At 70.4% G+C, this 23702-nt stretch carries 22 protein-coding genes; 6 read left to right on the forward strand and 16 right to left on the reverse strand.

The window, feature by feature from the left end; translation table 11 throughout:
* Window positions 1-27: 27 nt before the first annotated feature.
* The 4 genes from dut to AB0J64_RS01795 form a co-directional block, all read right to left on the reverse strand.
* Complete coding sequence (gene dut / locus AB0J64_RS01780) at window positions 28-468, reverse strand: dUTP diphosphatase (protein WP_345002409.1); 441 nt, start codon at window positions 466-468, stop codon at window positions 28-30.
* Complete coding sequence (locus AB0J64_RS01785; protein ID WP_364018951.1) at window positions 465-638, reverse strand: hypothetical protein; 174 nt, start codon at window positions 636-638, stop codon at window positions 465-467. Before AB0J64_RS01785 ends, dut begins: the two co-directional genes overlap by 4 nt.
* A gap of 11 nt (window positions 639-649) precedes the next feature.
* Window positions 650-1858 carry an AI-2E family transporter gene (locus AB0J64_RS01790; protein WP_364018954.1) on the reverse strand — a complete coding sequence of 403 codons (1209 nt, stop codon included), beginning with the start codon at window positions 1856-1858 and terminating at the stop codon, window positions 650-652.
* Window positions 1859-1921: 63 nt separating this feature from the next.
* Window positions 1922-3154, reverse strand: a complete 1233-nt coding sequence (locus tag AB0J64_RS01795) for an MFS transporter (RefSeq protein WP_364018957.1) — start codon at window positions 3152-3154, stop codon at window positions 1922-1924.
* A 57-nt stretch (window positions 3155-3211) separates the two neighbouring features.
* Here AB0J64_RS01795 and AB0J64_RS01800 point away from each other — a divergent pair, with 57 nt between their 5' ends.
* On the forward strand, window positions 3212-3730 hold the full coding sequence (locus AB0J64_RS01800) for a winged helix-turn-helix domain-containing protein (protein ID WP_364018960.1): 519 nt from the start codon (window positions 3212-3214) through the stop codon (window positions 3728-3730).
* Between the two features lie 58 nt (window positions 3731-3788).
* Here the strand turns inward: AB0J64_RS01800 and valS are convergent, their stop codons facing one another.
* Window positions 3789-6308, reverse strand: a complete 2520-nt coding sequence (valS, locus tag AB0J64_RS01805; RefSeq protein WP_364018963.1) for a valine--tRNA ligase — start codon at window positions 6306-6308, stop codon at window positions 3789-3791.
* A gap of 78 nt (window positions 6309-6386) precedes the next feature.
* Between valS and AB0J64_RS01810 the strand changes: the two genes are divergently transcribed.
* Entirely contained in the window at window positions 6387-6671 is a 285-nt protein-coding gene (locus tag AB0J64_RS01810) for a DUF4235 domain-containing protein (RefSeq protein ID WP_364018966.1), read from the forward strand.
* Here the strand turns inward: AB0J64_RS01810 and AB0J64_RS01815 are convergent.
* The 4 genes from AB0J64_RS01815 to paaN all read right to left on the reverse strand — a co-directional run bounded on the left by AB0J64_RS01815 (window position 6604) and on the right by paaN (window position 12783).
* Window positions 6604-8037, reverse strand: coding sequence for a trehalose-6-phosphate synthase (locus tag AB0J64_RS01815; RefSeq protein ID WP_364018969.1), 1434 nt, complete (start codon window positions 8035-8037; stop codon window positions 6604-6606). The genes AB0J64_RS01810 and AB0J64_RS01815 overlap by 68 nt on opposite strands.
* Window positions 8034-9560: an FAD-dependent monooxygenase gene (locus AB0J64_RS01820; protein ID WP_364018972.1), complete on the reverse strand. Its 1527-nt coding sequence runs from the start codon at window positions 9558-9560 to the stop codon at window positions 8034-8036. Before AB0J64_RS01820 ends, AB0J64_RS01815 begins: the two co-directional genes overlap by 4 nt.
* Window positions 9557-10504, reverse strand: coding sequence for an MBL fold metallo-hydrolase (locus AB0J64_RS01825; RefSeq protein WP_364018975.1), 948 nt, complete (start codon window positions 10502-10504; stop codon window positions 9557-9559). Before AB0J64_RS01825 ends, AB0J64_RS01820 begins: the two co-directional genes overlap by 4 nt.
* A gap of 632 nt (window positions 10505-11136) precedes the next feature.
* Window positions 11137-12783, reverse strand: coding sequence for a phenylacetic acid degradation protein PaaN (gene paaN / locus AB0J64_RS01830; RefSeq protein ID WP_364018978.1), 1647 nt, complete (start codon window positions 12781-12783; stop codon window positions 11137-11139).
* Between the two features lie 80 nt (window positions 12784-12863).
* Here paaN and paaK point away from each other — a divergent pair, with 80 nt between their 5' ends.
* Complete coding sequence (gene paaK / locus AB0J64_RS01835; RefSeq protein WP_364018981.1) at window positions 12864-14159, forward strand: phenylacetate--CoA ligase PaaK; 1296 nt, start codon at window positions 12864-12866, stop codon at window positions 14157-14159.
* 3 nt (window positions 14160-14162) lie between these two features.
* Window positions 14163-14759: a TetR/AcrR family transcriptional regulator gene (locus tag AB0J64_RS01840; protein WP_364018984.1), complete on the forward strand. Its 597-nt coding sequence runs from the start codon at window positions 14163-14165 to the stop codon at window positions 14757-14759.
* On the opposite strand, the gene AB0J64_RS01845 is transcribed toward AB0J64_RS01840, so the two are convergent.
* From AB0J64_RS01845 to AB0J64_RS01860, 4 genes are all read right to left on the reverse strand, one after another.
* The gene (locus AB0J64_RS01845; protein ID WP_364018987.1) at window positions 14748-15554 is read right to left on the reverse strand and encodes a hypothetical protein; all 807 of its coding nucleotides are present in this window, start codon (window positions 15552-15554) and stop codon (window positions 14748-14750) included. The two genes, AB0J64_RS01840 and AB0J64_RS01845, sit on opposite strands and share 12 nt — an antisense overlap.
* Window positions 15555-15631: 77 nt before the next feature.
* A complete protein-coding gene (locus AB0J64_RS01850; RefSeq protein ID WP_020542847.1) occupies window positions 15632-15931 on the reverse strand; it encodes a DUF4193 domain-containing protein in 300 nt (99 codons plus the stop codon).
* Window positions 15932-16240: 309 nt separating this feature from the next.
* The gene (locus AB0J64_RS01855; protein ID WP_364018990.1) at window positions 16241-17455 is read right to left on the reverse strand and encodes a HAMP domain-containing sensor histidine kinase; all 1215 of its coding nucleotides are present in this window, start codon (window positions 17453-17455) and stop codon (window positions 16241-16243) included.
* A 74-nt stretch (window positions 17456-17529) separates the two neighbouring features.
* A complete protein-coding gene (locus tag AB0J64_RS01860) occupies window positions 17530-18183 on the reverse strand; it encodes a response regulator transcription factor (RefSeq protein ID WP_138693059.1) in 654 nt (217 codons plus the stop codon).
* Between the two features lie 224 nt (window positions 18184-18407).
* On the opposite strand from AB0J64_RS01860, the gene AB0J64_RS01865 reads away from it, so the two are divergent.
* Window positions 18408-18572 (forward strand): hypothetical protein, encoded by a 165-nt coding sequence (locus AB0J64_RS01865; protein ID WP_165969927.1) that lies wholly within the window; start codon window positions 18408-18410, stop codon window positions 18570-18572.
* A 65-nt stretch (window positions 18573-18637) separates the two neighbouring features.
* Here AB0J64_RS01865 and AB0J64_RS01870 read toward each other — a convergent pair whose 3' ends face one another.
* Both AB0J64_RS01870 and AB0J64_RS01875 read right to left on the reverse strand, forming a co-directional pair.
* A complete protein-coding gene (locus AB0J64_RS01870) occupies window positions 18638-19426 on the reverse strand; it encodes an inositol monophosphatase family protein (protein ID WP_364018994.1) in 789 nt (262 codons plus the stop codon).
* Entirely contained in the window at window positions 19426-21402 is a 1977-nt protein-coding gene (locus AB0J64_RS01875; RefSeq protein ID WP_364018997.1) for a prolyl oligopeptidase family serine peptidase, read from the reverse strand. Before AB0J64_RS01875 ends, AB0J64_RS01870 begins: the two co-directional genes overlap by 1 nt.
* A 172-nt stretch (window positions 21403-21574) precedes the next feature.
* Here AB0J64_RS01875 and AB0J64_RS01880 point away from each other — a divergent pair, with 172 nt between their 5' ends.
* On the forward strand, window positions 21575-22525 hold the full coding sequence (locus tag AB0J64_RS01880; RefSeq protein ID WP_364019000.1) for a ferrochelatase: 951 nt from the start codon (window positions 21575-21577) through the stop codon (window positions 22523-22525).
* On the opposite strand, the gene AB0J64_RS01885 is transcribed toward AB0J64_RS01880, so the two are convergent.
* Window positions 22516-23700: a lytic murein transglycosylase gene (locus tag AB0J64_RS01885; protein WP_364019003.1), complete on the reverse strand. Its 1185-nt coding sequence runs from the start codon at window positions 23698-23700 to the stop codon at window positions 22516-22518. The genes AB0J64_RS01880 and AB0J64_RS01885 overlap by 10 nt on opposite strands.
* Window positions 23701-23702: the final 2 nt, after the last annotated feature.

Consider the following 23702-nt stretch of genomic DNA (forward strand, 5'->3'; position numbering starts at 1 on the left):
CGCGGGGCCGTCTGCACGACCCATTGATCATCGTCCTGTCGATCCGAACCCGTTGGCGCCGCGCACCGAACCCGGCAGCCGTTCGACCTCGTAGAAGGCCGCGCGCTCCACCCGCTGGACCACGAGCTGCGCCACGCGGTCACCCCGCTGGAGGCGGAACGGCTCCTTGGCGTCGGTGTTGATGAGCGTCACCTTGATCTCGCCGCGGTATCCCGCGTCCACGGTGCCGGGGGCATTGACCAGCGTGACACCGTGCCTGGCCGCCAGCCCCGAGCGCGGGTGCACGAACGCGGCGTAGCCGTCGGGCAGGGCGATCGCGACCCCCGTGCCGACGACGGCCCGCTCGCCGGGCAGCAGCTCGACGTCCTCGGCCGCGTAGAGGTCGGCGCCCGCGTCTCCCGGATGGGCGTAGGAGGGCATCGGCAGCTCCGCGTCGAGCCGGTGGATGAGGACCTCGACGTCGCTCAAAGGGTCACCTCGTAGTCGTGGTGTTCGTCAGGGGCGCCGATGCGCCCCTCAGCCTCAAGGTACGCCTTTCCGCCTGTGATGCCGTTGCACCAGGCACCCAGGTGGAGTGTCGTGCCCATGCGAACGGGGATGCCGGGCGGCGGCGGGGCGGTGAGGCAGGAACGAGTCACGGGTGACGAGGTTACTCCGTGTCCACCCCGCGGCCGTCCTCGCGGCGGGCAGGGGCGTTCTCGTTCTTCTCCTCGCCCGGCTCACCGGCTGCCCCCTCGCGAGGCGCGCCCCCCTCGCCGGGGCCCTCCTCAGGAGGGACGTGTTCATGGGGCGGTGGCGGCAGAGCGGGCGGTTTGTGCCGGAGCTCGGGCAGCGCCCGATAGATCACCGCGGCCACCGGCACCGCCACTGCGGCCCCCGCGATGCCCGCGAGGATGCCGCCGATGGCCAGCACGAGGATGATCGCCAGCGGGTGGAAGTTGAGTGCCCGCCCCACGATCAAGGGCTGGAGCACGTGGTTCTCCAGCTGCTGCTCGACGACGAGGATGCCCAGGAAGATCAGTGCGTAGACGAGGCCCTTGGCGCCCAGCGTGACGAGGGTGGCGATCGTACCGGCGAAGAAGATGCCGACGATGGGGATGAAGCTGGCGAAGAAGATCAGCACGGCCAGCGGCGCCCACAGCGGCACGCCCATGCCCGCCAGCACGATGCCCATGATCAGCCCGTGCACGGCGGCCACGGCGACCGTGCCCTGCACGTAGTGGGAGAGCGTCGCCCAGGCGGCCCGCCCGGCCCGGTCCACGCGCGGCGCGACCTCGCCGAACCCCCGCAGGATCCACGCCCAGATCCGGTCGCCGTCCTTGAGCAGGAAGAACGTCACGAACAGCAGCAGCACGATGGAGGCGAGCACCTCGAAGGCGACCGCTCCGGCCGTCAGCACGGTGCCGGTGATGGCCGTGCGCTGGTTGTTGACCATGTTGGCGATCTCGTCGACATAGCCGGTGATCTGCGCCTCTTTGAGGTGCAGCGGGCCGGTGATCAGCCAGTCCTGGACCGACCTCGCGGTCGCCTGCACCTGCTGGACCAGGTTGGGGAACTCGTCGCTGGCCCGCGCCCCGACCAGCCACCCTGTGCCGACGAGGATGGCCATGGCCACCAGCATGGTGATCCAGGTGGCGTAGATGGGCCGCATGCCCGCCTGGCGAAGGCTGTTGGTCAGCGGGAACAGCAGCGCGGTCAGCAGCAGCGCGATCGCCACGGGCAGCGCCACGAACGTGAGCCGGGCGATGATCTGGGCGAAGAAGTAGACGACCACGCCGACGAGGATCAGGCACACGCACCACGCGGCCATCTTGGCGAGCGCGGGCGGCACGAGCTTGGTGGGGCGGTCGGACAACACGTGTTCAAGACTGGCACGTCCGCGCCCAGGATGCGCGCCGATAAAGCCAGGAGCAGACCTTACCTACACGAGGGTGTGACCACTGACGGGCAGTTCGCGCATCGTACGCAGGGGTGAGGTGACCAGCCACAGGAACGCCAGGCAGGACCCGATCGCGGCGACCATGAGCGTGTCGCGCAGCCCGATCGCCCCGCCCAGCACGCCGCCGATCAGCCCGCCCAGCGGCAGGGTGCCCCAGACGAGGAAGCGCATGGTGGCGTTCATCCGGCCGAGCAGCGGCTCGGGCGTGATGGCCTGACGGAAGCTGAGCTGCGTGACGTTGTAGAGCACCACCCCGGCCCCGGTGCCGAACTCGTACAGCACGAAGAGCCCGAGCCGCCAGTCGGCCTCCAACCACGGCAGCACGAACGCCAGCGGCGCCGGCACGGCGATGCCCAGCCACATCGTCGGCCCCTGCCCGAGCCGCCTGGCGATCCTGGCGTTGGCCAGCGCGCCGGCGATCCCGCCGAGCCCGCCCGCGGCCATGAGCAGCCCGATGGCGCCCGCGTCCAGGCCGAGCTCCCTGGCCAGGAGGAGCAGGACCATCGGCTGGGAGACGGACACGAACAGGTTCGCGGTGGCGGTGCAGCCCGCGATGCGGCGCAGCAGCGGGTGGCCGAGCACGAACCTGACGCCTTCGGCGATCTCCGTGCCCAGGCGGGCACGGCGCGCCTCCTGCCGGGCCTCGCGTCTGCGGATCGTGCCCAGGCACAGCGCCGACCAGGCGAACCCGGCCACCGTGGCGACCAGCGCGAAGGGCGCGGTGAGGAGCTGGATCAGGTAGCCGCCCGCGCTGGGCCCGCCGACCTGCGCCACCGTACGGACGATCTCCAGCGTGGAGTTGCCCTCGACGAGCCGCTCGCGCTCGACCAGGTGGGGCAGGTAGCTCTGGTACGCGACGTCGAAGAACACGGTGAACACGCCCAGCACGACCGCCACCGCGTACAGCTGGTAGATGGTCAGCGCGTCCAGCCACCACGCCACCGGCACGGAGGCCAGCGCCAGTGCCCGCGCCCAGTCGGCGACCACCATCACCACGCGCTTGCGCAGCCGGTCGACGAGAGCCCCGGCAGGCAGCCCGATCACCACGAACGCCAGCGTCTGGCACGCGGCCAGCACGCCCACCTCGAGCTCGGAGGCCCGCAGCGCCGACACGGCCACCAGCGGCAGGGCCAGCAGGAGGAGCTGGCTGCCCGCCTGGCTGGCGGTGTCGGCGAGGAACAGCCGGCGGAAGTCACGATCGCGTAGCAGACTCACCCGCCACAGCATCCATGACCCATTGAGAAAAATCAACCGGTTATAGGGTGGCGGTTCATGGGCACCAAACGCCGCCCCGCCACCGAGGCCGAGGCCCGCGCGCTCGCCTCAGCCGTACGGCTGCGCATCCTGCGGCTCTGCCTCGACCAGGCGCTCACCAACAAGGAGATCGCCGGCCGCCTCGACGCGAACCCGGCCACCACGCTCCACCACGTGCGCAAACTGGTCCAGACGGGGTTCCTCGCGGCCGAGCCCAGCCGTCCGGGACCGCGCGGCTCCACCGAGATCCCCTACCGGGCCACCGGCAAGTCCTGGGAGATGGACGTCCGCGAGAGCGGCGTGACGGGCGGCAGCGCGGCGATGCTGGACGCGTTCCTGGAGGAGGCCAGGCTCGTCGATCTCGAGGAGGCCAATCTCACCAGGCTCGGGCTCAGGCTCACCGAGGACGAGCACGCGGAGCTGCGCCGGCGGTTGCAGGAGCTGTTCGACGAGTTCCGCGAGCGGCGGCCGGAGCCGGGCGGTCAGGCGTACTCGCTCTTCCTGGCCATCCACCGGGACGCCAGCAGGGACGCGTGAAACGCACGGACGCCGGGCGCCCCGCGGAGGGGCGGCCCGGCGTCCTGCCATCCGGACGTCAGCCCAGGTGGACCTCGGTTTTCAGCTCGTCACCATACTCCAGGACGAACTCCTCCACGTTGCCCGCGGCACAAAGGTCGTCCTGAGCCTGGCGGACAAGCCCGACCTCCGGCGCGAAGACGGTGAGCCTGGAGACCTCGGCCCGCATGGACAGCTTGGCCTCGGACTTGGCCTTGCGCACCTGGCCGAGCACCTCCGAGGCCACGGCCAGCACGGCCGGGTCCCCGGCACCGGGCGCAAGAGCGGGCCACGGTGCCCCGTGCACCGAGCCCTCGCGCCACCACGACCACACCTCTTCCGTGACGAAGGGCAGGAACGGCGCGAACAGCCGCAGCAGCACGTCGAGCGCCTGCCGCAGCGCCGCGTGGGCGGAGGCGGCGGCCGGGCCGGACTCGTAGGCCCGGGCCTTGACCAGCTCCAGATAGTCGTCGCAGAACGCCCAGAAGAAGCGCTCCACGGCCTCCAGCACCCTGGTGTGGTCGTAGGACTCGAACGCCTCCGTGGCCTCGCGTACGACGCCTGACAGGGCCGCCAGCATGGACAGGTCCAGCGGCTCGGTGACCCTGCTCGACTCCGGGCCCTCGCTCTCGGCCAGCCCGAGCACGAACTTGGACGCGTTCAGGATCTTGATGGCCAGCCGCCGCCCGATCTTGAGCTGACCGGCGTCGAACGCGGTGTCCACGCCGTAGCGGCCGTTGGCCGCCCAGTAGCGCACCGCGTCGGAGCCGTGCTGCTCCAGCAGGGCGAGCGGGGTGACGACGTTGCCCTTGGACTTGGACATCTTCTTGCGGTCGGGGTCGAGGATCCACCCGGAGATCGCGACGTCGCTCCACGGCAGCTCGCCGAACTCGTAGTGCGACCTGACCACCGTCGAGAACAGCCAGGTGCGGATGATCTCGTGTGCCTGCGGCCGCAGGTCGGCCGGGAAGACCCGCTTGAACAGGTCGTCGTCGGTCCCCCAGCGGCCCGCGATCTGCGGCGTCAGCGACGAGGTGGCCCAGGTGTCCATCACGTCGGGGTCGGCCATGAACCCGCCGGGCACGCCGCGTTGGTCCTCGGCGTAGCCGGGCGGCACGTCGGAGGACGGGTCGACCGGCAGCATGTCCTCCGGCGGCACGATCGGCGCGTCGTGGACGGGCTGGCCCGACTCGTCGATCGGATACCACACCGGGAACGGCACGCCGAAGAAGCGCTGGCGCGAGATCAGCCAGTCGCTGGTGAGCCCCTCGACCCAGTTGTCGTAGCGCACCCGCATGTGCGGCGGGTGCCACCTCAGCTCGCTCCCGCGCCCCAGCAGCCGCGCGCGCAACTCCTCGTCGCGCCCGCCGTTGCGGATGTACCACTGGCGGGTGGTGACGATCTCGAGCGGCTTGTCGCCCTTCTCGTAGAACTTCACCGTGCGGGAGACGGGCCTCGGGTCGCCCTCGAGGTCGCCGGACTCGCGCAGCAGCTCCACGATCCGCTCACGCGCGCTGTGCACGGTCTTGCCGGCCAGCTCCTTGTACGGCTCCGCCTCCACGCCCTCGGGCGGCTCGGGCAGCAGCCGGCCGTCCCAGCCGATGACCGGCCGGGTCGGCAGGTGCAGCTCCCGCCACCAGGTGACGTCGGTGATGTCGCCGAACGTACAGATCATCGCGATGCCGGTGCCCTTGTCGGGCTCGGCCAGCCGGTGGGCCAGCACCGGCACCTCGACCCCGAACAGCGGCGTCAGCACCGAGGTGCCGAACAGCGGCTGGTAGCGCTCGTCGTCAGGGTGGGCGACCAGCGCCACGCACGCCGGGATGAGCTCGGGCCGGGTCGTCTCGATGAAGACCGGGCCCTTCTCGCCGTAGAACGAGATCTTGTGGAACGCGCCGGGCCACTCGCGGTCCTCCAGCTCCGCCTGGGCGACGGCGGTGCGGAAGGTCACGTCCCACAGCGTCGGCGCCTCGGAGAGGTAGGCCTCGCCGCGCAGCAGGTTGCGCAGGAACGCCCGCTGCGAGACCGCCCGCGCCTCGTCGCTGATCGTGGTGTACAGCAGCGACCAGTCGACCGACAGGCCGACCCGCCGCCAGACCTCCTCGAACGCCTGCTCGTCCAAGGCGGTCAGCTTGTGGCAGAGCTCCACGAAATTGCGCCGCGAAATGGAGACCTCGCGTTTGCCGGGCTTGTCTGGTGGAACGAAGTCCGGATCGTAAGGCAGCGACGGATCACAGCGCACGCCGTAGACGTTCTGCACCCGGCGCTCGGTGGGCAGGCCGTTGTCGTCCCAGCCGATCGGGTAGAAGACCGCTTTGCCGGTCATCCGCCGGTAGCGGGCCATGATGTCGGTGTGGGTGAAGGAGAAGACATGACCGACGTGCAGCGAACCGGAGACGGTCGGCGGCGGCGTGTCGATGGCGTAGACCTGCTCGCGCGACTTGGAGCGGTCGAAGCGGTAGGTGCCCTGCTCCTCCCAGCGCGCTACCCATACCTGCTCCAAGCCGTCGAGAGACGGTTTTTCCGGCATGGAGGCATGGCGTAGTCGCTGTTGAGTCATGCCTCCTTATGGTACGGCTTCGCAGGCGTGCCAAGCGGTACAGACTAGTGTTCGTTACAAAGGGGAAGGGAGATCGGCATGGCGGAGGACAAGCCGGATATCGCCTGGCGCGTGATCGGCGGTCTGACGGGGCTGGCGACCGCCTGGGCGGCGAGGAAACTCCTCGGGTTCGTCTGGGTGAAGGCGACCGGCAAGGAGCCGCCTCTCGACACAGACTCACCCGAGGTCAGCATGGGTGAGGCGATCGGCTACGCCGTGCTCATGGGCGTCGGCATGTCCGTGGCGCAGATCGTGGTCAACCGGACCGCCAAGAAGCGCTATGACGCATGGAAGTCTGTGAAGCAGGTGACTCCAGGGCACTGAGAAACTCGCTGGCCCAGCGGTCCACGTCGTAGGTGGCCACCCGGCGGCGCATCGTGCGCATCCGCCGGGCCAGCTCGTGCGGCGTGGCCCGCATCGCGGCCAGCATCTGCCGCTTGACGTCCTCCACGTCGTACGGGTTGACCAGGTAGGCCTGGCGCAGCTCGTCGGCGGCCCCGGCGAACTCGCTGAGCACCAGCGCGCCATGCAGGTCGTGGTGGCAGGAGACGTACTCCTTGGCCACCAGGTTCATGCCGTCGCGCAGCGGGGTCACGACCATGACGTCGGCGGCGAGGTAGAGCGCGGCCAGCTCGGTGTGGTCGTACGACTGGTGGAAATACTGGACCGGCTGGTAGCCGAGCTGCGCGTGCTCGCCGTTGATCCGCCCGACCTGCAGCTCGATGTCGTCACGCAGCCGCTTGTACTCCTCCACCCGCTCCCTGCTGGGCGTGGCGATCTGCACGAACACGGCCTCGTTCGTCTTCAGCTGCCCGTCGTTGAGCAGTTCGCCGAACGCCTCCAGCCGCTGCCCGATCCCCTTGGTGTAGTCGAGCCTGTCGACGCCGAGCAGCACGTGCTCGGGGTCGCCCAGCTCCACCCTGATCTCCTTGGCCCGCGCCATGATCTGCGGGTCGCGCACCAGCGCGTCGAGCTGTCCGAAGTCCACGGAGATGGGGAAGGCCTGCGTGGTCACGACCCGGTCGTCGAGGAAGATCTCGTTCCCCTTGTACGGCAGCCCGAGCAGCCTGCGGCACAGCCGGCGGAAGTTCGAGGCCCCGCCGGGCAGCTGGAAGCCCACCAGGTCGGCGCCGAGCAGCCCTTCGACGAGCTCCTTGCGCCACGGCAGCCGCCAGAACAGCTCGGTCGGCGGGAACGGGATGTGCAGGAAGAACCCGATCCGCAGGTCCGGCCTGAGCCTGCGGAGCATGGCCGGGACGAGCTGGAGCTGGTAGTCCTGCACCCAGACCACCGCCCCCTTCTCGGCGACCTCGGCGGCGGCGTTCGCGAAGCGCTCGTTGACGGCGCGGTACGTGTCCCACATCGGCCGGTGGTAGACGGGCGGCGCGACCACGTCGTGGTAGAGCGGCCACAGGGTGGCGTTGGAGAAGCCTTCGTAGTAGAGCTCCACCTCGTCGGCCGAGAGCGGGATCGGGATGAGGTTCATGCCGCCCTGTTCCAACGGCTCCAGCTTCTCGTCGGCGGCTCCGTGCCAGCCGAGCCAGGCCCCGTGGCGGCGCTGCATCACCGGTGCGATCGCGGTGACGAGGCCTCCTGGGCTCCTGCGCCACGAGGCCGTTCCGTCAGGCTCGATCGTCCGGTCCACCGGCAAGCGGTTCGCGACGATCAGAAACGAACTACGGCCAGTCACGCAGTCTCCTCCTCTTCACCGAGCGCGCGGCGGAACGCGTCCGCCACCGACTCCGGACCCGCATGGGGGATGATCGCAGCGATGTGAGAATCGGGCCGGATGAGCCATGCCTCATCCGGTCCGGCGCCGAGCCTCTCAGCGAGCCCGTCGATCTCCGCGAGCCCGCGCACAGCGAGGGGCGCCGTAGTGACCTTGCCCAGGACCTGCGCAAACAAACGCGAATCGCACATTTCACCCAGTAGAAGCAGGAAACCGTCACGGCAGAGCTCGCGCAGCCTCCCGCCGGGAAGCCGCATGTCAGGCAGGATCACACCGGGCGCGGGCCCGCACAGCGCCCCCTTCGGCGGTCTGCCCCCGAACGGCCGCGTCGGCTCGGGCGTCGTCAGCGGCGAGTCCACGTACCAGTACGGCTCCGCGAACCGCCCCGAGTCCACCTCCGCCATCAGACCGCCCTCCAGCGCGGCCCGCCTGCGCATGCGCTCCTCCACGGTCCTCGGCACGAGGAAGCGCATGGTCGCCGCGGTGATCTCGAGGTTCTCCAGCGCGGCCGCGTGCCGCTCGGCGTGGTACGACTCCAGCAGCCCCGGCCCCGCCCAGCCGTTGAGCGCGAAGGCCAGCTTCCAGGCCGCGTTCTCGGCGTCGGGCACGCCGGAGTTGAGCCCCCGGGCGCCGAACGGGGCCACCAGGTGGGCGCAGTCACCGGCCAGCAGGACCCGGCCGACGCGCATGCGGGAGGCGAGGCGGGAGTGGAAGCGGTACGTGCTGTGCCAGAGCAGCTCGTACGGCCGGTCGCCGATGATCTGCCGCACTTTTCGCGAAATATCGACTTTTGTTGGGATGAAGTCGGGCGCGATCTGCCAGTCGATCCTGAACGTGCCCCCCGGGCAGGGATGGATCAGCACCTGGCGGCCCGGGTTCCAGACGGGGTCGAAGTAGAAGCGGCGCTCGTTCTCCCAGCCGGGCAGGTCCGCCTTGATGTCGCAGATCAGGAACTGGTCGTCGAACGTCTCCCCGTCGAACGTGACGCCGAGCGCCTGGCGTACCCGCTGGGCCCTGGCGCCGGCGCAGACCAGCACGTAGGGCGCGCGCAGCAGCCGCTGGCCGCACTGGACCGTCACGCCCGAGCCGTCCTGGGTGAGCCCGGTGACCTCGTGGTTCCAGCACACCTCGATGAGCGGCTGCGCCGCGACGGCCTCGTCCAGGATCTGCTCGGTGCGGGTCTGCGAGATGTTCACGCAGGCCGGCAGCGGCCCTTCCCGCTCGAACTGCCAGGAGAACAGCTCGCGGTCGCGGTAGTACGTGCGGGCGGTGGTCCAGGCCAGGCCCTCGTCCGCGATCTTGCCCGCCCCGGCGGCGGCCCAGATGTCGAGCACGTCGCGCTGCTGGCAGATGGACTTCGACCCGGTGGAGTCGCGCTTCGCCCGCGCGTCGAGCACGAGCACCTGGATGCCCCAGCGGGCCAGCAGCAGCGCGGCGCTCTGCCCGACCGGGCCCGCTCCGACGACGATGACCTGGGCGTTCATGATTGCAGCTGGTCCCAGACCTCGCGGTCGCGCTCGGCGGTCCAGATGCGCGGCCGCTCGACGCCGTGCAGCTCGTCCCAGAGCCTGGAGACGTTGAACGGCAGACAGTGCTCGAAGATCGGCCAGGACCCGTACCTCGGCTCCAGCGCCGCGTGCGTGCGCTCGAACGCCTCCTTGAGCGTTCCTGCCGCGCCCACCTCGCGCAGCATCACCGTGAGGAAGTCGCGCGTCTGGGCGATGGCCGCGTCCACGCCCTCCTTGCCGCGCGCCACCGCTCCCCTGCCGCCGACCAGCGTCTCCGCCCCGAACGACGCCACCTTGTCGAGGGTCGCCGCAGACCAGTCGCGGTGGAAGGCGTCGCCGGTGTAGAGGGCGGCCTGGGACTCGACGAGGTCGCCGGCGAACATGACGCGCTGCCTGGGCAGCCAGGCCACCAGGTCGCCCTCGGTGTGCCCCCGACCGCAGTGGGCCAGCACCAGGTCGCCCCGGTCGCCGCCCAGGTCGATGGTGAACGTGTCGCTGAACGTCGCCGTCGGCCACGTCAGCCCCGGGATCGACTCGGGCTCCTTGAACAGGCGGGGCATCCTGGCGTACTCGCTGGCCCAGTCCTGCTCGCCGCGCTCGGCGATCAGCTCGCGGGTCTTGTCGTGCGTCACGATCACGTCCGCGCCGAACGCCGACGCGCCCAGCACCCTGACCGCGTGATAGTGCGACAGCACCAGGTACCTGACTGGCTTGTCGGTGTGCTCGCGCAGCCTGGCCAGCCACTGGCGGGCGGCCACGGGCGTCGCCAGCGCCTCGAAGCACACGAGGAAGTCCTCGCCCTCGACGGCGCCCACGTTCGGGTCGCCCTCGGCCGTGAGCGCGTACACGCCCTCGGCGAGCACCTCCAGCGACTGCTCCTTCTCCGCGAGATCCGCCGACGAAGCGAACGGCTTGGCCATCACCCCTCCTCCTGAAAAGCGGTCACCCCTCCTCGGCGCGGCGCCGCCCCTTCGGCCGGCCCCGCGCGACCCACTGCCCCACACGTCCCGACGCACTCCACACGGCGGCGGGAACGAGACCGCCGCCCCAGCTCACGCGCCCCCGGGACAGCTCCGGCACGCCGCACCCGCACCGCCTCGGCACGCCGCACCCGCACCACCTCGGGGGCCGCCGCCCGCGCGCCGACCTGCACGCCCGAGGCCCTCACCCGCCACGACGGCGCGCGTCGGGGACAAGGGGCGCCGCACGGACTCACGCGCCACCCGCGCAGTGTCGATGCGCCGCGCTCGCGCACAGCTGGGGCCCCGGCCACCACGACCACGCGCGTCGGCACGCGCCGCCGAGCGCGATGCCGAGCACGATGCCGAACGCGCCCCCGAGCACACCGCCGAGCGCGAAGCCGAACGCGCCCCCGAGCGCGAAGCCGAACGCGCCGCCGGGCGCGAAGCCGCCGTCGGTTGCACCGCGTGCCTTCGGCGGCGCCGCTCCCGCGCCAACCCGCGCACACCCGCCTCCCCCGCCACCACGACCCGTGCGCCGGCGACGCCCGCCGCTCCCCGAAACGAGGGCGGCGGGCGAAGCGCGGGTGGGGTCATGCCGGGCGGCGGGACTGGACCATGTGGAAGCGGCCAGCCACGTAGCCGGGGTCGGTGAGCGAGGCGGTGGCGGCCGGGTTGGCGCCGGTGCCGTGATAGTCGCTGAAGGCGGCCGACTGGTTGACGAAGATCCCGCCCGTCAGGTTGCACGACAGGTTGACGCCCGCGTCGATGGCGGCCCGTTCGGCCTGGTCGAGCACGTCGGAGGAGGTCGAGTAGGCGGCGGCGGTGAGCGCGCCCCGGGCCTTGATGGTGCGGCGCAGCACGTCGAGGCTCTCCTGCGTCGATCCCGTCGGGATGACGAACGAGATCGGCCCGAAGTGCTCGCGTCCGTACACCTCGGCCTGGTCCGGGGAGACCTTCACGATCACCGGCGTCCGCACCATCGCATCCGGGAACGACGGGTGCTTCAGGGCGCGCGACTCCAGCACCACCTCGCCGAGAGACGGCGCGTCCTCCACCCGGGCCAGCACGTCCGGGTTGACGATGGCTCCGGTCAGCTCGACGGCCCGGGCGTCGTCCCCGAGCAGCTTGCCGACGGCGCCCGCGAGCCCGGCGCAGACGTCGTCGAAGCTCTTGTGCCCCTCGTCGGTCTCGATCCCGCTCGCGGGCACCAGGATGTTCTGCGGCGCCGTGCACATCTGGCCGCTGTAGAGCGACAGCGAGAACGCCAGGTTGCCCAGCATGCCGCGCCACGAGTCGGTGGAGTCGACGACGATCGTGTTGACCCCCGCCTTCTCGGTGTGCACGAGCGCCTGGCGGGCGTTCTCCTCCAGCCAGTCGCCGAACTCCGTCGAGCCGGTGAAGTCGACGACGCGGATGTCGGGATGGGTGGCGAGCGTCCTGGCCAGCCCTCGGCCCTCCTCCACCGCCAGCGAGACCAGCGCGGGGTCGAAGCCCGCCTCGGCCAGCACCTCGCGGGCGATCTGCACGGTGATCGCGAGCGGCAGCACCGCGCGCGGGTGCGGCTTGACGATCACCGGGTTACCGGTGACGAGCGAGGCGAACAGCCCCGGGTACGCGTTCCAGGTCGGGAACGTGTTGCAGCCGATCACCAGCGCGACGCCCCTGGGGACGACCGTGAAGCGCTTCTCCATGACCAGCGGGTCGCCCTTGGCGGGCTTCTCCCAGCGGGCCGCCGAGGCCGAGGACGTCATGGCGGCGTAGCCGTACGCGACGGCCTCGAGGGCGCGGTCCTGCGCGTGCGGCCCGCCCGCCTGGAAGGCCATCACGAACGCCTGCCCGGTCGTGTGCTGCACCGCGTTGGCCAGCTCGAAGCTGCGCTGGTTGATCCGGTGGACGATCTCGACGCAGGCCAGCGCGCGGGCCTCCGGCCCCGCGTCCCGCCAGGCCGGCAGCGCCGCCTTCGCCGCCGCGATCAGGTCGTCCACGAGCGGCTCGGGGTAGGTGACGCCGAGATCGATCCCGTACGGCGAGCGCTCCGCCCCGATCCAGGACCCGGTGCCCGGCTGGTCGAGGGGGAACGGCTTGCCGAGGTAGGACTCGAACGCCTCCTTGCCCCGCTCGGCCGCCCCCTCGCCGTAAACGCGCGGGCTCGGCGACTCCGGGAAAGCGCTCCAGTATCCCCGCTCGGCGATGGCCGACAGCGCCTTCTCCAGAGTCTCGCGGTGCTGCTCGAACATGGTGTTCACCTCTTGACAGGGATAAGTCCGGACGGTGAAGTGTTTACCGAACATTCGGTCAGTTGACAAGGGAGACTTGCGTGAGACTCGGCGATTCCCCCGCGCCGGAAGAGCTTGATCCCATTGAGCGGGCCTCCCGCGACGAGCTCAAATCACTCCAGCTCGACCGACTCCAACGGACGCTTAGCCACGCTTACCAAAATGTCCCGATTTATCGGCAAAAATTCGATAATGCGGGCGTTCATCCGAGCGATTGCAAGGAGCTCGGCGATCTGACGAAATTCCCTTTCACCACGAAGCAGGATCTCCGCGACTGCTACCCGTTCGGCATGTTCGCCGTCCCGCGCGAGCAGGTGGTCAGGATCCACGCCTCCAGCGGCACCACGGGCAGGCCCACCGTCGTGGGCTACACCAGGCACGACGTGGACGTCTGGGCGGACGTCATGGCCCGCTCGATCCGCGCCTCCGGCGGCCGGCCCGGCGACATCGTGCACGTGGCCTACGGGTACGGCCTGTTCACCGGCGGTCTGGGCGCCCATTACGGGGCCGAGCGGCTGGGCTGCACAGTGGTGCCGGTCTCGGGCGGCATGACGCCCCGCCAGGTCCAGCTCATCACGGATCTGCGGCCCGACATCGTCATGATCACGCCGTCGTACATGCTGGCCCTGCTGGACGAGTTCGAGCGGCAGGGGCTCGACCCCCGCGCGTCGTCGCCGCGGATCGGGATCTTCGGCGCGGAGCCGTGGACCGAGCGGATGCGCGAGGAGCTCGAGGACCGCTTCGACCTGCACGCCGTGGACATCTACGGCCTGTCCGAGGTGATCGGCCCCGGCGTGGCGAGCGAGTGCGTCGAGAGCAAGGACGGCCTGCACGTCTGGGAGGACCACTTCTACCCGGAGACGGTCGATCCCTTCACCGGCGAGCCGTCGGAGGCGGGCGAGCTGGTCTTCACCAGCCTCACCAAGCAGGCCATGCCGGTCATCCGCTACCGCACGGGCGACCTGACCAGGCTGCTGCCCGGCACCGCCCGGCCCGCGTTCCGGCGCATGGAGAAGGTGACGGGCCGTACGGATGACATGATCATCCTGCGCGGCGTGAACGTGTTCCCGACCCAGATCGAGGAGCTCGTGCTGCGTACCGAGGGCCTGTCACCGCACTTCCAGCTCCACCTGACCCGCCCGCACCGGCTCGACGTGATGACGGTGAGGGTAGAGGCTCGACCGGGCTTCGCGGGCGGGGCGGAGGCCGGCGAGAGGCTGCGCAAGGCCGTCAAGGACACCGTCGGCGTGAGCGTGGAGGTCGAGGTCGTGGACCCGGAGACGCTGGAGCGCTCGGTCGGCAAGCTCAAACGAGTCATCGACAAGCGGGATAATTAGCGCATGGCCCCTCCGACCCCCACCCGTCAGCGCAAACGCGGACATGATCCGGAGTCCGTGCTGGCCATCGCCGTCGACGTCTTCAACGAGCGCGGCTATGACGGGACGAGCATGGAGGATCTCGCGCGGGCGCTCGGCGTCACCAAGTCGGCCATCTACTACCACGTGCCGGGCAAGGAGCAGCTGCTGGCGCGGGCGCTCGACCGGGCGCTCGACGCGCTGTTCGCGGTGGTGTCCGACGAGCGGGCCGCTTCAGGCCCCGCGATCGACCGGCTGGAGTGGGCCGTACGGGAGAGCGTGCGGATCCTCGTCGAGCGGCTCCCGTACGTGACACTGCTGCTGCGGGTGCGCGGCAACAGCGGCACCGAGCAGGCGGCGCTGGAGCGGCGGCGGGAGTTCGACAAGTTCATCAGCCACCTGGTCAAAGAGGCGGCGGCGGAGGGGAGCATCCGGCCGGACGTGGACCCGGCCCTGGTCACCCGGCTGCTGTTCGGCACGGTCAACTCGATCACCGAGTGGTATCAACCGGCGCGCGGCGCCTCGGCGGACGACCTGGCCGACGCGCTGCTCAAGATGACCTTCAGCGGCCTACGCGTCTAACTCATGGGGCCGCTCCGCAGGGGGCACGGCCGGCCGCTTGACGCGCAGGTCATTGCGTACGGCTTCGCCGAGCTTCTTGGTGGCCATCCGGTTGAGCGCGCCGCCCGCGATCGCTCCCGTGAGGAAGGGGCCGAGCGTGGTCAGGTGGCGGCCGAGCGTACGGAGGAGGCGGTTGCGCAGGGCGGTCTTGGTGGCCGCGCCGAGGGCGAGCGAGACGGACGTGGGCGTGAGGGGGTCGATGCCACGTTGCTTGGCCCAGGCGGCCGTGAAGGCGACCGCGCGCTGGGCGCCGGAGCCCTGGACGCGGACACCGTAGACCTCGTGCAGCTCGGCCAGGAGCTTGACCTCGATGGCGGCGACCACGATGGTCTCGGCGACGAGCTGCGCGGGGGCTGAGAGCAGAAGGGGCGGTGCGGCGAACTCCGCCGCCGCGAGCGCTCCGCCGATGGCCCCGACGGTCATCGTGGCCTTCTGGGCGGTGCGTACAAGATCGTCGGCGAGTTGCTCGCCGGTCAGGCCGTGGTGGTGCTCGGCAAGGGTGTGCAGGTCCCTGATCGGGATGCGGGGCGCGATGTTGAGGAAGACGTCGGCCAGCCAGCGCCCCCGGCCCGAGCCGTTGGCTCGCGCCTTCTTCGCCCCGTTGGCCAGGGCCTGGGCTAGTCGGCCGAGCAGCCTGCGCCGCTCGGCCGGCTCCAGCTCGCCGGGCGCCGTGAGCTTGCCTACGAGTTCGCCGACCTCGTTGTCGGGGTCGGCGATCTCGTTCTCCGTGTGCTTGTCCTTCTCAGGCTGGGCCACGCGATGCCTCCGTCCTCATGGTCGCGACCGCTCAGGGCCGGTACGTGTCCTTACCCCGAGCATTTCGCTCCAGTCGATCAGGCGGCGCACTCCCGGCAGACCTGCTGGCCGTTCTTCTCGGAGGCCAGCTGGCTGCGGTGGTGCACCAGGAAGCAGCGCGAGCAGGTGAACTCGTCGGCCTGGCGGGGAATGACCCGCAGGGAGAGCTCTTCGTTCGACAAGTCCGCACCGGGCAGCTCGAGCGACTCGGCCAGGTCGGTCTCGTCGATGTCGATGCTGCCCGACGACTTGTCCGTGCGGCGCGCCTGCAGCTCCTGAAGGCTGTCCTCACCCAGGTCGTCGTCTGTCTTGCGCGGGCTGTCGTAGTCGGTAGCCATTGTGCTTACTCCATCCCCCTCATCTATATGTCTTCGCGCTCATCGCGCGTCTTCTAACGTCCAGGAAGCCCATCTTGTGCCCGTTCCGTCGGGGAGATTTCCCATCGGTACCCCGCGGGAACAGACAACGAACCTCCCAACACGTCAGTGCCTGCTGCCGTCGGCAATGGTTAGCCAAATATGGCGAAACCCACAGCCTTGGCGCCATGCACCACCGTGTTCGACGGCACATCCAACCACATGTGTGGCCAGAACGAGACGCCCCCCGTACATCAACACGCGGATGAACGCACCGGAGCAACACGAGCCTCAGCGTGTCGGTAGCCGAATGGTCACGACCAGCCCACCACCATCGCGCGGCACGGCAGTCACATCTCCACCGTGCGCCTGCACCACCGCACGAACGATGGACAGCCCGAGCCCTGCTCCCTTGGCCGATTCCACGCGGTCCGCATGGAGCCTCCTGAACGGCTCGAACAGGCTGTTCACCTCGTACGCCGGGACATGCTGCCCCGTGTTGGCCACCTGAACAACCAAGGCACCGTCCACCATTCCCGTCCGGATCCAGACTTTTCCGTTTTCGGGAATGTTGTACTTGACCGCGTTCTCCAGCAGGTTGCTGACGGACCGCTCCAACAGCACGGGATCGCCGATGGTAGGCGCGCTGACCAGATCGGTCACCACCGTCACCCCGTGTTCCTGGGCGAATGGCTGAACCTGTTCCACGGCCGTCTGAGCGACCTCCTGAACGTCGAGGGGCTTGCGCACGGCGAGCTCGCGCTCGCTCCTCGCCAGCAGCAGCAGCCCCTCGATGAGTTTCTCGTTACGCGCGTTGACCTCGAGGAGGGTACGGCCGAGCGCTTTGAGATCCTCGGACGCCTCGGGATCGGAGAGGGCGATCTCGAGGACCGTACGGTTGATCGTGAGCGGGGTGCGCAACTCGTGGGAGGCGTTGGCCACGAATCTGCGCTGGGTGTCGAAGGCGACGTTGAGGCGGGTGAGCATGGCGTCGAACGTGTCGGCCAGCTCCTTCAGCTCGTCATTGGGGCCTTCGAGGGCGATGCGCTGGTGGGCGAGCGTGCTCTCGGAGAGCTTGCGAGCTGTGGCGGTCATCTTGGCCACCGGCCGCAGCGCGCGGTCCGCGACGAAGTAGCCGATGATGAGAGACAGGATGCCCACGCCGACCAGCGCCATCAAGGAGCTGCGCACCAACGCGTTCTGCGCGGCCGTCACGGCCTGCTGCTGCGCGTCCTGCCAGATGAGCTGATCCTGAATGGACTGGACGTTGAGCGTGGGCCAGTTGTTGTCGATGGCCTGGGCGACGATCGAGTAGACCGAGAAGAGCAGCACCACGGACGCCGCGAAGACGAGCGCGCCATAGGTGAGCGTCAGCCGCCAGCGGATGCTGACCTTCGCGGACAGCTCCTTCATCCGCTCCATCGCCGTGCGCTGGGCCGGCTCCAGCCCGGGCGGAGGCGGGCCGTCCCAGGCGGGCGGCCCGCTGGGCGGCGGCGCCTCCTGCACGCGCGTCGCCTTCCTCGCCGAATGCGGGCTGATCATCGGATGCGTCGGCCCGGCTTCGCGCTCTGGCCTGTCTGTCACAGCTTGTACCCAACCCCGGGCACAGTCTCGATCACCTGAGGCTCGCCCAGCTTCTTCCGCAGCGTCATCATGGTCACGCGGACCACGTTCGTGAACGGGTCGATGTTCTCGTCCCACGCCTTGTCCAGCAGGTCCTCCTGGCTGACCACGGCGCCTTCGGCCCGCATCAGCTCCTCGAGCACCGCGAACTCCTTCTTGGTCAGCACGACCTCCTTGCCGTCGCGCTCCACCAGCCGCTTGCCCGGGTCGAGCCGGATGCCGGCACGCTCCAGGACGGGCGGCAGGGCGGGGGCGGAGCGGCGGCCGAGCGCGCGCACCCTGGCGACCAGCTCGATGAACACGAACGGCTTGGCCAGATAGTCGTCGGCGCCCAGGCCGAGGCCCTCCACCTTGTCGTCCACGTCGCCCGACGCGGTCAGCATCAGGATCCGTGAGGCGGTCCGCTGCTCCACCAGCCGGCGGCACACCTCGTCGCCGTGGACGACCGGCAGGTCGCGGTCCAGCACGATCACGTCGTAGTCGATGTACGAGGTCCGCTCGAGGGCGCCGCCCCCGTCGTAGGCGACGTCGACCGCCATGGCCTCGCGCCGCAGGCCGGTCGCGATCGCGTCGGCGAGCACCCGCTCATCCTCAACCACCAGCACCCGCACGCCTGATGCACCTCTCTCCGATTGTGGTCACTCATTCTGCTCACAGTGTCGATAAGCGCACGGTAAGCCATGTTCAGGGGTGGGTGACCCCGTGGTCAGGCACGGGAGAGAGAAATTCATGTTTCGGGGGGCGACAAGCCGGGGTATGCCTGCGGGACACCCATTTCCCGGCAATGCGGCGTACTTCGCCCCAGGCACGGAACGGACCCCAGAGAGAAGGTGAGATGGGCGAGTTCACGACCACGATCGAACACCGCCTCGACCAGGCTTATAAGGGCCTTCGGGAGGCCCGCAGCACCGGCGACGACTACCTCGCCGACACGCTCACCGCCGAGATCGAGGACCTACGACGGCTGGCCGACGATCACGGCATCCCGTTGCCACGCTAGCCACACGGAAACGGCCGGAGCCCAGGGCTCCGGCCGTTTCGCGTCTCATCAGGCGGTACGGCGGGTCAGGCGTCGCGTTCCGGGTCGAGTGGCGCCAGAAGGTCGTGCAGTTCCTCGAAGAGGCCGGGCGCCGCGCACAGCGCGAACTCCGGGCTGACCGGCTTGCCGTGCAGTCCTTCGAGGCGGGCCCCCGACTCGGTCGCCACCAGGCCGGCCGCGCCGAAGTCCCACGGGTTGATGCCGCGCTCGTAGTAGGCGTCCACGCGGCCGGCCGCGAGCGAGCACAGGTCGATCGCGCACGAGCCGCCGCGCCTGATGTCGCGCACCCGGGGCAGCACCGCCGCGACGACCTGCCCCTGAACCGTGCGCTTGGCCACCGAGTAGCCGAAGCCGGTCGCCACCAGCGCCTGCGCGAGCGGCACTCCCGTGTTGCAGCGCAGCCGCTCACCGCCGAGCCAGGCGCCCTCGCCGAGCGCGGCGGTGTAGACCTCGCCGCGCGTGGGCACGTTGACGACCCCGGCCACGACCCGGCCGTTCACCTCGACGGCTATCGACACCGCCCAGTCGGGCAGGCCGTACAGGAAGTTGACGGTGCCGTCGATCGGGTCGACGACCCAGCGCACGTCCGATTCGCCGGGCTCCTCCCCGCCCTCCTCGCCGAGGATCCTGTCACCGGGCCTGGCGGCCAGGATGCGCTCGCGGATGAGCTCCTCCGAGGCCGTGTCGAGCGCGGTGACCACGTCGGTGGGGCTGGACTTGGTCTCGACCTCCTCGGACATCGTGGGCCGCTTGGCGAGCAGCATGTCGCCCGCCTCGCGTGCGATGTCCTCGGCCAGTCGCAGGAAATCCGTCATCAGGCCACCGAGTCCGGGCGCTTCCACTCCTCGCCGAGCACGTGCTGGGCCAGGAACGCGAACACGGTCTCGTACCAGGCGACCGCGTTGCCCGGCTTGAGGATCCAGTGGTTCTCGTCGGGGAAGTACAGGAACTTCGACTCGACCTCCGTGCGCTGCAGGTCCCACCAGAGCCGCAGGCCCTCGCCGATCGGCACGCGGTAGTCCTTGTCTCCGTGGATGACGAGGAGCGGCGTGGTGATCTTCTCGAGGGAGTGGTGCGGCGACAGGAGCGCGTACCGCTCGGAGCCGGGCTCGCCGAACTCGCGCTGCCAGTACATGGAGGCGTCGGTGGTGCCGGCGAACTGGTCGAGGTTCCACAGGGACGCGTGGGTGACGATGGCCTTGTAGCGGTCGCTGTGGCCGGCGAGCCAGTTGGCCATGTAGCCGCCGTACGAGCCGCCCATCGCGCCGATGCGCTCGCTGTCGATGTCGTCCCTGGCCAGGGCCACGTCGACGATCGCGTCGAGGTCGGCCTGGGTGCGCGGGCCCCAGTTGCCCCAGCCGCGGTCGATCATCTCCTGCCCGTAGCCGGTGGACAGGCACGGGTCCGGCATGAGTACGGCGTACCCGCGCTGGGTCATGAGCCACACCTGCCAGCGCCACTGCCAGTCGTTCCACGAGGCGACCGGGCCGCCGTGGATCCACAGCAGGAACGGCGCGGGCGAGTCGGCGGAGGCGCCCTCGGGCAGCGCGAGCCAGCCGCGGATCGTGGCGCCGTCGTCGGCGGTGGCGGAGATCTCAGTCAGCGTGCCGGGCACCTCGGGGCGCGGCGCCGGCGAGGGCAGGTCGCTGATCTCGCCGGTCGCGACGTCGATCCTGGCCGGGCCGGGCGCGAGAGCGACGCCGCTGCGCAGGGCGTAGACGAAGGCGCCGTCGGAGGAGACGTTGAGCCCGGCGTAGGCGGCGTCGTCCTGGGTGAGCCTCGTGGCCTCGCCGTCCAGCGGGACGCGGAAGACCGGGCGGCGGCCCTGGTAGTCGGCCACGAGGTAGACGGCCGAGGAGTCCGGCGCCCACTCGATGTCGGCGGGGAACAGGTCGGGCGCGTACGCGCGGCCCTCGCCGGTGGCCAGGTCGGCGATCCAGAGCTCGCTGCGCGCCGAGACGTCCAGCCCGGTGAAGCGCTCGCGCGAGCAGGCGACCTTGGCGCCGTCGGGCGAGATCGCGAGGGGGCTGGTGTAGTCGTGGCTGTCCTCGGTGAGCACGGTGCGCCGCTCGCCCGTGGCCACGTCGACGGCCACCAGGTCGGTGCGGTTCTCGCCCTTCGGCAGGTACGTGCGCCAGGTCGTGATGATCGTGGCGCCGTCGGGGGTCAGCTCGAACGCGGCGTCGCGCAGCGCCTCGCCCGCGTCGGGGGTGAGGTCGCGCACGTCCTCCAGGCGGTCGGCGCCGAGCCTGGCGGCGAACAGCCGGGTGCGGCCGGGGCCGAGGTCGTGGTCCCAGTAGCGGACCGGGTAGCCCTCGTGCAGGACGGCGCTGATCCCGGCGTCCTTGCGGGCCTTGCGCTTGGCCTCGTCGGCCGCCTCCTCGCCGTCGAGCACGTCGGCGGCGAACACGACGACGTCACCGGCCGTACGGACCGCGCCGATGCCGCCCGGGCGCGTGGCCACCTGGCGGGCCTCACCGCCCGTACGGGGCAGCAGCCAGAGCGAGGGCACCTCGTCGGTGGAGTCCTTGACGGTGGGGTCGGGGCGGGCGGAGGTGAACAGCACGTCGCCCGCGTCCGTGAAGACGGCGGCGGACTCGCCCTTCGCCGAGCGGGTCAGCCGGTACGGCTCGCCGTCGACCGGGATCGCCCAGAGCGCGGTGCCGAAGGACTTGCCGTCGGGGTTGAGTGACTGGACCGTCGAGATCAGCTTGGAGCCGTCGGGCGAGAGTCTCAGGGAGAGAACCCGAGGGATGGCCACATAGTCGCGTATGTCGTTAAATGCGCTCACTCAACCGAACCTATCCTGTTTATAGCCTCTGCTCCGCAGAGGCGGGCTCGGTCGCTTCCGAGCCGTCGCCTTCCCTCGTCGCTCCGGTCGCTTCGCTCCCTGCGCTCCTCAGTCCAGGCGACGGCGCTCCCTCGCCGCGAGGAGCACCGGCACTTCCGAATACTGTGGTCACGTGGCAAATTACGACGCGCTGCTCGTCCTGTCGTTCGGCGGTCCTGAGGGGCCGGACGACGTGATCCCGTTCCTGGAGAACGTCGTGCGCGGCCGGGGCGTGCCGCGCGAGCGGCTGCTCGAGGTGGCCGAGCACTACCAGGGCTTCGGCGGGGTCAGCCCGATCAACCAGCAGAACCGCGAGCTGGTCGAGGCGCTGCGCCCGGTGGCGGGCGTGCCGGTCTACTGGGGCAACCGCAACTGGCACCCGTTCGGCGAGGACACCGTGCGCCGGATGAAGGACGACGGGGTCAGGAAGGCGGCCGTGTTCGCGACGTCGGCGTTCGCGGGCTACTCGAGCTGCCGTCAGTACTACGAGGACATCGCCAGGATCTCCGTCGAGGGCGGCCCCGAGCTGGTCAAGATGCGGCACTTCGGCGACCACCCGGGGTTCGTGGCCGCGATGGCCGACCACACGCGGGCGGCGCTGGAGCGGCTCGGCCGCGACGACGCCCGGCTGGTGTTCACCGCCCACAGCATCCCCGTCTCCATGGCCGAGACCGCGGGCCCGTCGGGCGGGCTGTACGAGGCGCAGCTCCGCAGGAGCGCCGAGCTGGTCAGCCAGGCGCTCGGGCGCACCGAGCCGTGGGACCTGGTCTGGCAGTCGCGCAGCGGCCCGCCCCAGGTGCCGTGGCTGGAGCCGGACGTCTGCGACTTCCTGCGCAAGACGGACGCCCGCTCGGTCGTGCTGGTGCCGATCGGGTTCGTCTCCGACCACATGGAGGTCGTCTACGACCTCGACACGGAGGCCAGGCAGGTGGCCGCCGAGCTGGGCCTGCCCCTGGAGCGGGCGGCGACGGCGGGCACGCACCCGCGCTTCGTCCAGATGGTGCGCGAGCTGATGGACGAGCCCGAGCCCGTCCCGTGCGCGCTGACCTGCTGCCCCGCGCCCCGCAGGCGTCCTCAGGCGTAGGTTCTGGCGTACGCCTCGGCGATCCCCATGACCTTGTTCACGTAGTCCCAGGAGTGGTTGTAGAACCAGATCGCCTTGCGTAACTTCTCGCCGCCCTGGCCCGCGCCGTTGGCGCACAGGTAGTTGGCCGCGCCCGGCACCGCGTCGTACGGGCTCCAGATGTCCGTCTTGCCGTCGCCGTCGCCGTCCACGCCGTAGTGCTTCCAGGTCGCGGGCATGAACTGCATCGGCCCGAGCGCGCCCGCGCTGGACGGGCCGTTGTTGCGCCCGTGCCCGCTCTCCACCTGCCCGATGGCCGCCAGCACCGTCCACGACAGCCCCGGGCAGCGGGTGGCCGCGGCCTTGTACAGGTCGAGGTAACTGCCGGGGCGGCCCACGGTCACTGTGGTCTGCGGCTTCTGCTGCTGCTTGACGGTACGGTGCGCCGCGTCCAGCACGACCACCTGCGAGCCCTTGCCGAGCAGCTTGCGCACCCCCGCCTCGCTGATCTTGCCGGCCTTGCCGTGCAGCAGCACCGCGACCCCCGGCGCGAACCCCAGCGCCTTGCCCAGGTCCGCGCCGACCAGCCCGTCCACGCCCGTGAGCCCGAGCGTGGCCGAGGCCGCGACGCGCAGCCTGGGCCCGCCGTCCACCTGGTACATGGCGCCCAGGATCATCCCGAACTTGCGCATCGAGCCCGCGTCGGCCACCAGTTCGCCCCGCGCCAGCGCGCTCCACACGGCGGGCTGGTCGGCGACCGGCTGCGGCGTCCAGGAGCGGAAGTCGGCGGGATCGACGGCCAGCAGGTTGAGCGCGGTGCCCGACACCTTGACCGCGCCCGCGTCCACCACGATCACCTTCTGCACGTGCTTGAGCGCCCCGAGGGCGAACCTGGTCCTCTTGGGCACGGTGCCCGCGGCGATGGCCAGCACGCGCGGCGGGGTCGAGGTGATCCCGGGTCCCCCCTTGCCGAACTCCTTGACCGGCTCCTTGATCGGCTCGGCCGTGGGAACGAGCTTGTCGAGGCGGGGCGCCGGTTGCGTCTGCCGCGGCGAGACCTGCCTGCGTACGGGCTCCTGCGCGGTCCTGACCACGTCGTCGCCCATGATCACGACGATGCCGCCGGCCGCGGCCGTGACCGCGAGGACGGCGATGACCATGAGCATGACCGCGCGAAACGAGGGAAGACCGGACACCG

Origin of the sequence: Nonomuraea sp. NPDC049695 (genome assembly GCF_040674955.1) — a bacterium.
In the GTDB taxonomy this organism is placed as follows: domain Bacteria; phylum Actinomycetota; class Actinomycetes; order Streptosporangiales; family Streptosporangiaceae; genus Nonomuraea; species Nonomuraea helvata.